The sequence below is a fragment of the Paenibacillus sp. FSL H8-0548 genome (genome assembly GCF_038630985.1).
GTDB lineage: Bacteria > Bacillota > Bacilli > Paenibacillales > Paenibacillaceae > Pristimantibacillus.
The window spans coordinates 3,855,619-3,867,866 of sequence record NZ_CP152049.1; the positions used below are offsets into that span (position 1 = coordinate 3,855,619).

The following is a 12,248-nucleotide window of genomic DNA, read 5'->3' on the forward strand; positions in this document are numbered from 1 at the left end:
TATTATTATGTTATCATTTTATTTTATTATTAATAAATGTTGGTATTTTACTTGAAATGTTATTCATTGCATTCTTTAACTGTTTGTTATCGATATGTGTATATATTTGTGTGGTTTCTATACTGGCGTGGCCAAGCAGCTCCTGCAGCGTTCGAATGTCGGTACCACTGCGTATTTGCATCGTTGCGAATGAGTGACGAAGCTTATGGCTTGAAATTCGTTTATCAGCAAGTGAGGGCATTTCTACCTTCAAGCGAGCAATAATCTCATCAGCAATTGTCTGAATCATGCGAATGGAAAGCCTTCTCCCGAATTGTGACACAAAAAACGGCTGTTCCTTTCCCTGTCTAGAATCTTTACGCTCGTCAAGCGCTTGACGCAGCACGTTCTGTAACGCATCAGGAAGCGGCATAACGCGCCACTTTCTCCCTTTTCCAAGTATATGTAGCGATCCGTCCTGATGCAGGTCCCGCGTATTCATGCGGTGTATTTCTCCGACCCGCAAGCCAGCGTAAGCCATGAGCAGCACGATCGCAGCATTCCGCAAATAGTATTTACCAGTGATCATTTGAAGCAATGTTTCCAGTTCATTTTCCTCCAAATAAACCGGAATCCGGTTTTTCTCCTGCTTCGACTTTGCAATAAGCGCTGCGGGGTTTCCCGACAAATGCTCCATCTCAATCAAAGCTTTAAAGAAAGAACGCAAGGACGACAGCTTGCGATTGCGGGCTTCATCCCCTGTCCCCTTTTCACGGCAATTTGCCATATATCGCATAATATCCATTTTCGTAATCAGCTTCATCTCGGTTGGATGAACAAATTGCAGAAAATACCGAACATCGTTCAAATACGCTTGGTGCGTAGATTTAGTCATTCCTTTATTTTTCATCCAAATAGAAAATAAGTCCAATTCAATTCCGTAACTATCCGTTACCTCATGCCGTCTCATTTGCAAAGAAAATCCTCCAGTAATTTCCTATTATGTACTCTATTTAAGTGACTACTATCCTAGTATCATAGCTGAAAATGAGCTTTAAAAGCAAACTGCGTGAAATATGTATTTCACGCAGTTTTTCGACCTCTGATATTTGCATTTAATGCCCGTCTTTCGCACCCATTTCGGTTATTTTCAGCTTTACGTCATAGCGAATATCCGCTTCACTAAATAGTTCATCCCAATCGTCCTTTACTTTCTTCCATTGCTTTGGATGCTCAATACTGAAGCGTTTGCCGAAACCAGCCACATCTGTTTTATATTCTTTTTGAATTTTATTTAAACCTAACTTAATCGTTCGTTTAACTTCTTTCTCTGCGGCTTCCTCTACGCTTTTAATAAAACCAGCATCCATAGTTTGACCCTGGTTAACCCATTCTTCGCTTAATCTGCCATCTGATTCAATTTGGACATTAAAGCTTATTTGATCACCCTTTAACTGCGAGTGTATTTTACTTTTCATTGATTTTATTTCATAAGCTACGATTTGCTTGGTCTTCTCATCATAAGCCTTTACAACACCACCTTTCCCCTTTCCGATAATCCAGCTTACGCCTAATAATTCTTCCTCATTGAGTCTGCCTACAAATTTTTGTGTAGCACCTTTTATGACTGCTGCACCAGAGAATTTCACTTCACCGTCAACAGCTAATATATTTTGCAGCATATAACTAGCTTTAGCATTCATCTTAGCTTCAACCTTAATCAAAGACATGGGGGGCAATATTTTAAACGTACGATAAGTATTGCCGACCATTCCAAAAATACGGAAAGATGGAATAACTGAATTCCCCTTTGCCTCCAACGCTTTTTTGGTTAGCCCGCTGCTCATAAACACAAGACAATTAGGTCTTATATCATTATCTCGCAAATTAAAATCAAGCAGATTGTTCATACTCATTTTTCGGGACAGCTGCTCGTTAATGATAATAACCTTTAAATGATGACCAATAACAGGACGCTCCATTCTTGTGGAAAATTCTCTAAGCAGTTCAAATAACGAATCACCCGTTTCTGATACATTTAGATAAGGCTTAGCACCAGAATCACTTTTCACGTCTCCGCTTTTTGATTCCGATTGCTTATCTACAATTTGCAATGTGTACGTAATTAAATCCTTTTTTTTATATCCGGCGCCAAGCTTATCAAATTTTTTCTCTAATGATGTTTCATTACCTTGATCAAGTCCAAGACCAACAGAAATACTAAGGTCTTCGATTTCCCCCTTGCTCCAGCAGCCCGTCTGCATCAGAAGTGTCATGCTGCAAAGAATGCTAAGAAAGCAACGTTTTTGGAACGAGCTGTACTTTCCCATCAGCCATTACTCCTTTTTCTCCATTTCGTCAATAGCAACAATAGAATTGGTATGGGGAGGAATAAATACAAAGCTGTTTGCCCCAGCAAATCGCCAAGCTTGAACAATACGTTAATATTTTGCGGAAGCGTTGAAATAATAAACACAATTGGCAATAAGATGTACAAACATTTCCGGATCGAGACCTTAAATATTTGAGAGATGCCGAGGGCAGCTACAAAGTACGTAATGGTGAAGGTTGAATAAATTTGCATAATCCAGATCACAAGTAAAAGCGACTCAAACCTCTCAAAGATCAACCCCGGAAATTCATAGCTTCGTATTAGATCGAGTGTCGGCCATGCTCTCGTTAACACACCCTCTAATGAAAGGCCGCCTATGACAACAATAACCGTGAGTAAATATAACAGCAGCGGAATTGCAGTCCCATATACCACCGCTTTAATCGATTTATCAGGTGTATTCATAAACGCAGTTAAAACTAATATTACTTCTACGCCCAAGAAAGATAAGGAAGTGGATTTCACGCCAGCCAGCACAGGCATCAAGCCTTGGCCCAAAAAAGGCCTTAAATTATCCCATTCAAAAATTCGAAGGGACATGAACATAACTAGCAAATAAATGACGATGGTTAAAGGGAGAATAATTTCAAACAACCTAGCTATCGGATTAATCCCGCCAATCATCAAATATAAGCTCACCCACATAAAAACCATCATAATCGCCCAGGATGGAGTACCTTCCAGCAAAAACAAACCAGTTACTTCAGCCATCGCGCGCAGTTGATATGCGGAGGTCGTAAAAAAGTAAACGACGAAACATAATCCGAGAAAACCGCCAATCCATTTACCCAACAGCACTTGATTGTATTGAAATACAGTCTTCCCAGCATGACTTCGGGATAAAACAGCCATTATTATTCCTGCTGCAATCGCAACTAATCCACCGATAATGACAGAAAGCCATATATCGGGAGTTTCAACTTTTTCGGCTGCTGCCCTCGGCAGCGTAAGTATACCGGAGCCCAGCATAAAGTTGGATATGATTACAGCTGTTTGAATAGTCGTTATTCGATCCTTAAAGCTACTTTTCATAAGAAGCCTTCCCTCAACGCAATATTTACTTCTTTTGTCTCTTGCTATCGGTGTTTTGAAGCATTTCCGGTCTTTTCTTCATCATAAAAATAGGCATTCGCACAAAAAAGTCCTTCCAATCACTCAAGCTATAAGGTACGGCTGGGCTTGCATATGGAATACCAAAGCTCTTCAATTTAACGATATGCGATAGCAGCAATAAGAAAAATAAAACCACGCCATACATCCCGAAGGCTGCTGAGCAGAACATAGCGGCAAATCGAAGCATGCGGAGTGTGATACCTGCACTATATTGTGGAATCGCAAAGGAGGAAATCGCTGTTACCGAAACTACAATAACTAGAATTGGACTTACAATTCCAGCTTGAACAGCTGCCTCACCAATAATCAAGCCTCCTACGATGCCCATCGCCGGTCCGATCGGCTTAGGCAGCCGGAGCCCTGCTTCACGTAAAATCTCAATCGCAACCTCCATAATCAATGCCTCAATCAAAGAGGAAAAAGGCACACCCACTCTTGCACCAATAATTGAAATCGCCAGCTTTGTCGGAATTAATCCCGGATGAAAAGCAATAAAGGAAATATACAAGGCAGGAGTAAGTAAAGCGATTAATGCAGCAAAAAATCTCAGCATGCGAAGGAGCGTTCCCGCAAGCCATCTTTCGTAATAATCCTCTGGAGATTGCAGAAGCATACTAAACGTTACGGGAACAATTAACGCAAATGGTGTACCGTCCAGCAAAATAGCGACTCTTCCCTCCATTAAAGCACCGATAACACGATCTGGTCTTTCTGTACTTTGTACCTGCGGAAAGGGGCTTAAAAAATTATCTTCAATTAGTTGCTCTACATAACCGGATTCCGGCAAATTATCTATACTTATTTTACTGACACGACGCTGTACCTCCTCTACTAAAGCAGGGTCAGCTAGGTCCTTGATATAAGCAATAATGAGCCCCTTTTTGGCGCGGGCCCCGACCTGCATACTGATCAAGGATAGACTCGCGTTTTCCCCGTGTTTACGCAAAAGCGCTGTATTATCCGACAAGGTTTCATTAAAGCCCGTTCGCGGCCCTCTGACTAGTGCCTCCGAAATAGGCTCTTCAATGCTGCGAGAATGACTATTTGCGGTTTTGATCAATATCGCATTCGATAAACCGTCAATGATGAGTGCAGTCGATCCAATCAATATTTTAGGTAGAATGACATCCATGTCATCGGATAACGAAATATAGCTTACCGATAATACCTGATTGATCAAATAGGATTCGGAAATTGGCACATCCTGCTCTCGCAAGGACATCAATGCTCTCAGAATATGTTGATCAATTGTCACAAGATCAGCTAAGCAATTTGTAAATATAATTGCTGCCTTCACGCCTTGCTTTCCTATCAAAAACTCACGTATAGTAATATCCGAATGATTATTTTTTTGTTCATAAAACATTGCAAGCTGACTGTATATATTATGGCTCAATCGAATCACTCATCCTCTGACTGTCGAATACGTTTGAAAATAAAGGAAATAAGAAGCGGAATAACGAAACAAACTAAAGCTTGCACCAGTATTCTCCAGGTGGGGATATTAATGATATCCGATGTGAACAATGCTATTCACTCCGTTCTTCTTTATACTTTCCGAATAATGACTATTTTTGCCGAAAAATGATGAATATAAACGAATATGATCTTTATATGATGAAATAAAAAAAGAAGAAGGGTTATTTCCCCTTCTTCTCACGTATAAGCGTTATCTACCAATTACTAACTAGCTGTCACGCCAGTTGGCATGATGCTCTCTACTTGCTCCCTCACATAGCTGTCATTCATTTTCTCTCCGAAAATTACAATATTGCCACTATCCTCGCGTGTCCGAATCAAGCGACCTATTCCTTGTCTAAGCCGCAGCAGCATATAAGGCATGTCTACCTGCTCAAATGGCTGGTCTGCATCATTCCTTCTTGCTGCGAACACAGGATCGTTCGGAGGAAACGGGAGCTCCCACACGATAACCTGGGATAACGATGGTCCTGGAATATCCAATCCCTCCCAGAGCGTTACCGCGCATAAAATACTCGCTTCATCGTTTTGGAACTGTTCAATCAAATAGCTGATTTCACTTGATCCCTCGTAGTAAAAAGTATAGGCAGCGGCATCCTCATGCTTGTTCGATTCTTCTTTAAATTGCTCCAACTGCTCTAGCGATGGGAATAGAATAAGAGTTTTCCCGCCTGACTTCTTCAAGAAGCCATACGTTTCCTTTACTTTATCCTTTAATGTCAATAAAGCACTCGTCTGCGGTAACGCTACAGTCATCTTCTCATCATAATCATATGGTGACGGTACAGAGAAAGATAGAGAGCGGTCCATTCCGAGTATGTCCATCATATATTCAAATGAGCCATTAACTGATAATGTCGCAGAAGAGAATACGATTGGCATTTTACGAGAAAATACTTGCTCCTTCAACACCTCTTTGACCCATTTCGGCATGATCACAAGCGTCGTTCCTTCTTTATCCTGAGAAACCCAGCTAATTGGCTTATCCTCTTTCTTGAACAGCGATAACGCAAATTGGATCATTTCCAGATGCTCTTCTACAATTTTCAGTTGATACGTATCGATTGTGTATAGTCCGCTTTCGAAGACGAGCTCCTCTTCAATTACAGAAAGAGTATCCTGCAATCGATTAATTTCACGAATTAATTCGTCGCTCCAAATAATCTCCTTGCGATCCGAAGCAGGTACCTTCCGACTATCTTTATTTATCATTTTAAACAAATACTCACTTTGACTAATCGCATCCTCGACAGCGACTGCCAGCGATTCACGAATTTCCTCCTGAAGCAGACGCAGAACGATTCCTTCAAAAACAGCATGATTGAGCTTGTAGGTTAGCGCCTGCTGAGCAGCAGTTTCCAGCAAATGCCCCTCATCAAATACGACGGAGCTGTACTCGGGCAGCAAGGGCAGCTGACCTTCACGTTTTCTAGCCTCATACGTCCAAATATGCTCCATATAGAAATCATGCGAGCATATAATCACATCAACAGCTTTGCGATAATGATCCCGTGACAGCGTCTGTCCACAGCGATGTCTAACGTCACATACCAAACAATCTTGGAATACATCCCAGCCGAGTTCATTCCACTGATCATCGTTTAAGTTCGGATACTCCTTGCGATTTCCGTAAGGATGGAAGCTTTGCATCGAATCTGGCTTATGCACGAAGCTAGGAAGCTCGCGATATATACTGTCGTATAGCTCTGCGTCATCCTGACCGTTCCTAGCAACATCCAGCTTATTCAAACAAATATATTGATCTGCAGATTTTCCAAGTCTTGCGTCAATGGTCAAATCCAAATAACGGGCCAGCTTCGCAATATCCCCTTCAGGCTTTACGAGCTGCTCAATTAATGATTCATCAGCACATGCGATAATGGCCGGCTTTCTAGTATACCGGGCGTAGCTAATCGCATACAGCAAATAGACGAACGTTTTTCCCGTACCTACACCAGCTTCAGCAAAAATAGTTTGTTTATCTGCAAACGCGCGTTCCAGCTGAAATGCCATATAAATCTGCTCATCTCTAATTTCAAAGCCGGCATCGGGCAGCTTCTCATAAAAAACATCAGCAATCCAATCGCTTGCTTGTTGGATAAACGGCTGTTTCGGGTCAAAATCAAAAGGATATTTGTTCACGGGTAGCTTGCCTCCATATAGTAGGCACAAACGGCTGCGTGCAAGCACGCAGCCGTTTGTGAAATCTCCTGTACTAATCGTACAGTCAAATATACCATTAAAATTATTAATACGTCAAATATCTTAGATATATGACTCTACTCTCGGGCGCAGACGAATCGTTAGCTCAACTCTTAGGAATGTTAATCCATATGAGACATATGCATTTAATATGCGATTTAATCGCAATTTCGTTCCATTACGGAGGTATCTGGGCCATCGCTATGATCAAACATTGGGATTTAAAGCCACTGCTCTTCGGTTTGCTTTTTCTATGCTTTGCTGATGCTGCTTTTACTGACATTGGCTTGCGATTGCAGGTCATTGACGAATTAAACCCACTTGTAAAAAGTATTTATGAATGGAATATCATTGCCTATTACTCGATGAAGGTAATCCTCCCACTGCTCCTGATCCTTATTTATTACCGGACAAGCAGACGTGTATGGATAAACCCTTGTATTCTTCTTACTGCTCTACTCTACTTTATCGTAAATATTTATCACTTCCTTTGGTTTTCCTTTGGCATACAAGCCGGGTCTATTACACTTGATCTTTTCTAAAATAGCTTTACCTCTGATACGTGTACGGTATAATAACTAATAGAAGTTTGCTCACCGTAATTAGAAAATCAGGGGAGTTCCTCATCATGCTTAAAGCAAGATCATTAGCACCGCTTAAACTTACCATTTACATGCTCAAATGGCTCCTCATTTCAGGAATAGTCGGAATTCTAACGGGCTCCGCTTCTGCCTTATTTCTCGGAAGCCTTGACTGGGTCACTGAAACAAGATTACATCAACCTTGGCTGCTATGGTTCCTTCCTGCAGGGGGAGCGCTAGTAAGTCTTCTATACCTTAAGCTAGGAAAAGAATCAGGAAAAGGAAACAATTTAATTATTGAGCAAATTCACTCCGGTGATGGTGCCATTCCACTGCGAATGGCTCCGCTTGTTCTCGTAGGTACGCTTATTACCCATCTATTCGGAGGATCTGCAGGTCGCGAGGGTACTGCGGTTCAAATGGGAGGCAGCTTATCCGAGTGGGTCGGCAAATGGTTTAAGCTGAAAGCTTTGGATCGCAAAATTATACTCATATGCGGCATCAGCAGCGGCTTTGGCGCTGTATTCGGTACACCCCTAGCAGGAACTATTTTTGGATTAGAGGTACTTGCCATTGGATTAATTAGCTACGAGGCGCTGCTTCCCTGTTTAATTGCCAGCTATGTAGGTCATTTGGTAACGACAGCCTGGGGAATTGAGCATATTCATTTTGCTATCGGCAGTATTCCTCCGCTCCAGTGGCTGCTGCTCATCAAAATCATAGTTGCCGCTATATTATTTGGTTTGGCTGCGCTGCTATTCACACAGCTCACGCGAGGTTTTAAAAAGCTGTTTAGCAAATGGATACCGAATCCTGTTATAAAAAGTGCCGTAGGCGGTTTTGTAATCATTGGGCTTGTCTATGCGCTTGGATCTCGTCAATATTTGGGTCTTGGTATTCCATTAATTCAACAAGCCTTTCAAGAAGCAGCTTCGCCTGTCGCCTTTCTACTAAAAACACTATTTACATCGTTAACACTTGGTAGTGGCTTTCAGGGCGGCGAGGTAACTCCACTCTTCGTTATAGGCGCAACGCTTGGCAGCGCGATCGCAGGTCTTCTTGCAGCACCTGTTCCACTCCTTGCTGCCATTGGCTTCGTCTCCGTCTTTAGCGGTGCTGCCAAAACGCCGCTTGCCTGTTTTATTATGGGGATCGAATTATTCGGCTCCGAAGGGGCCATTTATTTATTTATCGGCTGCGTGATCGCTTACCTCTGCTCTGGTAGAATCGGTATCTATGAAGCCCAAAAACTTATTGAGGTTTTTTCATCCCGAGAAATATAGGGAATCCAAAAAGGCCTGCAGCCCCTAATGGGGTGCAGGCCTTTTAAGTTTATTTTTAGAAATAAACGATATAGATGACAGCAGCAAGCACGATTCTATAAATAGCAAATGGAATGAGCTTGATTTTGTTTATTAGCTTTAAGAAGAAACGGATGGAAAGAAGTGCAAAGACGAATGCGCTTAGGAAGCCTGCAATAAAGAACGGCAAAGATTCTAGCGTGAAGTACTGCCAGTTTTTTGCCAAGGAGAGTAAGCTAGCTCCAGCCATAATGGGTACTGCCATAATGAAAGTGAAATCAGCAGCTGCACGATGGCTCATGCCGAGTAACACACCGCCAGAAATCGTTGATCCCGAACGGGAAAAGCCTGGCCAAAGCGATAAGCATTGAATCAGACCAACAGAGAGAGCCTGCTTGTACGTAATTTGGTCCACGGACTCGATCTTTGTCTTCGCTGGACGGAATCGATCTGCAATAATCATAAATACAGCTCCAATTACAAGCCCGACAAGTACAGTGCGTATGGAAAATAAATACTCATCTATGTAATCATCGAATAGAAGTCCAACAACACCAGCTGGAATCAAGCCAACCAGAACATGAGTAAGCTTCAGTCTTTTTTGAGGCGCCGAAGTCTCTTGCTCTGCTTTATTCTGCTTGCTTCGCAAGCCAAGCAGATCAATGAAACGATTTCGGAAAATAATGACTACTGCTAGAATTGAACCAAGCTGGATGACGATTTTAAACGTATTCGCAACATATTTCGTCAAATACGCTTCGGATTGGAGCCACATATCATCGACAATGACCATATGCCCTGTAGAGGAAACGGGGGCAAACTCCGTTAATCCCTCCACAATACCCAAAATAATCGCTTTTAAAATAATAAAAAAGTCCATGATTCGTTAAAACTCCTAACCTACTAGAATAATCAGCCAAAGCGCTGACGATAGCCGCATTTGCGGCATAGCTCTTCAACTGCTTCCCGTCTAGAGAAGCCCTCGTACAGCTTGGTTGCTCTATCATTTTCAACAATCTCTGAGAAGTGAGTGTCATGAATGTTGCCCAAATTAATGACTCCCTCTCCATCTAAGCAGCAAGGAATAACCGTTCCATCTATAAGAATGCCTGCCTGATTGCGGAGCGCATGACAGAAACCTTTGCCATTATATTCGGGCTCCTTCAAATCAGGCCATTTGAATTCAGGATCTTGGTTCAAATAAATACGATCTGCAATCTTAACGCCCGTGCCTGGAATAAACTTCTCCTCAATTTTGTAATCGAGATCGAATGCCTTTTCAATCATGCCGAGCAGCTCGCGATTTTTATTTTTTTGCTGATTAGCATCATTATCCATGTCCAAATTCCATAATCGAAACGAAATAATAACATTGCTAGTGGCTACCGCTTCTTTAACGAACGTTAAAATTTCCGCAAGATAGCCCTCTTTATTGGTCGAGCCAGCATGACCATCAAAGCTGTGCAGTGAAAAATTAATTTGGCGCAGCGCCGGTTTATTTAACAGCTTCTCTTTGTTTTTAGTAATCAGTGTTCCATTTGATGTAATATTTACTTTAAAGCCCTTCTCATGGCTGATATCGAGCAGCTCATCCATTTTCGGATGCAGCATCGGCTCACCTTTCACATGGAAGTAAATATAATCGGTGTGCGGCTTAATTTGATCGAGTGTTTTTTTGAAGTCCTCTACTTTAATAAACCCCTTCGCACGAAGCGTAGGCGGACAAAAACTGCATGATAAATTACAAATGCTTGTTGTCTCTATATAAAACTTTTTGAACTTTTTCATTTCCCTGATACTCCATTCCCTATGGGTTCAGCATCTGACCCCTATCGTTACTATTGCTATTATACAACGTAAGAAGGTCAGTGACAAAAAAGTCGATACTTATTCTCTTTCTTCTTCACGAATAGGCCTTATACCGATCGGAATTGCTTCGACGTAAATAGGTTTATTTTTCATCCAAATGCCCCTCACTCTCCTTGCTCGCAAATAAAACACCATCCTCCAAAAATCTGCTCCTTAAATCATGCGTTGGTATTAAGCATTCTTCGGGCGCCCCAAACCAGCGGAAGCGGTTTTGAGCATTGATGTCATAAACAACGTCTCGCAAAGATCGAGGGACAATGATAAATAGATATAAGATTCGCCACCAACCATCCAGTTTACTTAGAACACGTAAAGCAGCATCAGATTTTATAAAATAATCGTCTCCCTGAACCATTACAAATGTATTCATATCCACTAAAGACAACTGCCCCTCCTGCAGCAGCCGTTGTCCGATCGGTGATTGCAGTGTCGCAAAACGAAACACTTTCGCTTTATCTCTCTTCACTACAAATTGTGTAATCCGATTGCAGAGGTAGCATTGTCCATCAATTAACAGCACAGCATATACAGCTTGATATTGATCGCCTCGCTTCACACCTCTCACTTCCTCTCTCCTCTCAGTTTACAAGGGAATGAGCCTCCTCTTGCAGTGCCAACTTTCGTAGTACAGCAAGAAGAGGGGGACTACGAATCGTAGTCCCCCTCTTCACTATGAACAGCTATTATTCCTTTTCTTCTCTTTGAAGCAAGCCTCTTCTTCTAACCTTCTCTACTGCCTCTTTACTGCTGCGTACGCCAAATTTCTTAAGCATTTTGTTCACCTGATTTTTGAGCGTGCTTTCAGCCTTGAACAGCTTTTGTTCGATTTGCGACTGTGTATAGCCTGCTTCAATCAGTTCAAACACCACACGTTCTGCGCCAGTCAATTCCTTTAGCTGCTCCTCGCGCTTTAACCTTGCAAACTCTTTAAGCAATGCCTCCATTGGCGCAGGATGATGATAGACACTGCGAATGGTTTGAGGAAGCTCTTGGAAACGCGTCTTATCCAAATACTGCAGAGCTCCAGCTGTAAAGGCACGTGTCATCGCTTGTTCATCACTTAATGAGGTTAACATAATAATTTTTGCAGATGAGGACTCATGCAGCAGCATGGCTGTCTGAATACCATCAAGCTTGCTGCCTTCTAAATGAATATCCATTAATATAACATCGAAGGAGATCGTTTGCGCCACACTCAGCGCATCACTCGAATTGGTTACGGCGCCAACCACAAGCATGTCTGATTCTCTATTAAGAAATGACGTGAGCGATTTAATCCAGTCCGTATCATCCTCGACGATAAATACTTTAATATGGCTCAGGCTGATTACC

General features: G+C 42.0%; 11 protein-coding genes. 2 read left to right on the plus strand and 9 right to left on the minus strand.

Translation table 11 applies throughout. The features are described 5' to 3' along the window. Window positions 1-13: 13 nt before the first annotated feature. The 5 genes from MHI37_RS16420 to MHI37_RS16440 all read right to left on the minus strand — a co-directional run bounded on the left by MHI37_RS16420 (window position 14) and on the right by MHI37_RS16440 (window position 7,105). Window positions 14-949: a tyrosine-type recombinase/integrase gene (locus MHI37_RS16420; RefSeq protein ID WP_076334846.1), complete on the minus strand. Its 936-nt coding sequence runs from the start codon at window positions 947-949 to the stop codon at window positions 14-16. Window positions 950-1,094: 145 nt separating this feature from the next. Then, window positions 1,095-2,309, minus strand: a complete 1,215-nt coding sequence (locus MHI37_RS16425) for a Ger(x)C family spore germination protein (RefSeq protein WP_076334706.1) — start codon at window positions 2,307-2,309, stop codon at window positions 1,095-1,097. Further along, window positions 2,309-3,403, minus strand: coding sequence for a spore germination protein (locus MHI37_RS16430; protein WP_076334705.1), 1,095 nt, complete (start codon window positions 3,401-3,403; stop codon window positions 2,309-2,311). The genes MHI37_RS16425 and MHI37_RS16430 overlap by 1 nt, the downstream gene beginning before the upstream one ends. 25 nt (window positions 3,404-3,428) lie before the next feature. Next, the gene (locus MHI37_RS16435) at window positions 3,429-4,850 is read right to left on the minus strand and encodes a spore germination protein (RefSeq protein WP_083676035.1); all 1,422 of its coding nucleotides are present in this window, start codon (window positions 4,848-4,850) and stop codon (window positions 3,429-3,431) included. Window positions 4,851-5,167: 317 nt separating this feature from the next. Then, window positions 5,168-7,105 (minus strand): ATP-dependent DNA helicase, encoded by a 1,938-nt coding sequence (locus tag MHI37_RS16440; protein WP_076334703.1) that lies wholly within the window; start codon window positions 7,103-7,105, stop codon window positions 5,168-5,170. Window positions 7,106-7,296: 191 nt separating this feature from the next. Between MHI37_RS16440 and MHI37_RS16445 the strand changes: the two genes are divergently transcribed. Both MHI37_RS16445 and MHI37_RS16450 read left to right on the plus strand, forming a co-directional pair. Then, window positions 7,297-7,707, plus strand: coding sequence for a DUF5658 family protein (locus tag MHI37_RS16445; RefSeq protein WP_076334702.1), 411 nt, complete (start codon window positions 7,297-7,299; stop codon window positions 7,705-7,707). 86 nt (window positions 7,708-7,793) lie between these two features. Next, a complete protein-coding gene (locus MHI37_RS16450) occupies window positions 7,794-9,029 on the plus strand; it encodes a voltage-gated chloride channel family protein (protein WP_083676019.1) in 1,236 nt (411 codons plus the stop codon). A gap of 55 nt (window positions 9,030-9,084) precedes the next feature. On the opposite strand, the gene MHI37_RS16455 is transcribed toward MHI37_RS16450, so the two are convergent. The 4 genes from MHI37_RS16455 to MHI37_RS16470 all read right to left on the minus strand — a co-directional run bounded on the left by MHI37_RS16455 (window position 9,085) and on the right by MHI37_RS16470 (window position 12,238). Beyond that, window positions 9,085-9,927, minus strand: coding sequence for an undecaprenyl-diphosphate phosphatase (locus MHI37_RS16455; RefSeq protein ID WP_076334701.1), 843 nt, complete (start codon window positions 9,925-9,927; stop codon window positions 9,085-9,087). A gap of 32 nt (window positions 9,928-9,959) precedes the next feature. After that, the gene (locus tag MHI37_RS16460; protein ID WP_076334700.1) at window positions 9,960-10,835 is read right to left on the minus strand and encodes a radical SAM/SPASM domain-containing protein; all 876 of its coding nucleotides are present in this window, start codon (window positions 10,833-10,835) and stop codon (window positions 9,960-9,962) included. A gap of 163 nt (window positions 10,836-10,998) precedes the next feature. Then, window positions 10,999-11,481: a DCC1-like thiol-disulfide oxidoreductase family protein gene (locus MHI37_RS16465; protein WP_083676018.1), complete on the minus strand. Its 483-nt coding sequence runs from the start codon at window positions 11,479-11,481 to the stop codon at window positions 10,999-11,001. Between the two features lie 118 nt (window positions 11,482-11,599). Then, window positions 11,600-12,238 carry a response regulator transcription factor gene (locus tag MHI37_RS16470; protein ID WP_076334699.1) on the minus strand — a complete coding sequence of 213 codons (639 nt, stop codon included), beginning with the start codon at window positions 12,236-12,238 and terminating at the stop codon, window positions 11,600-11,602. Window positions 12,239-12,248: the final 10 nt, after the last annotated feature.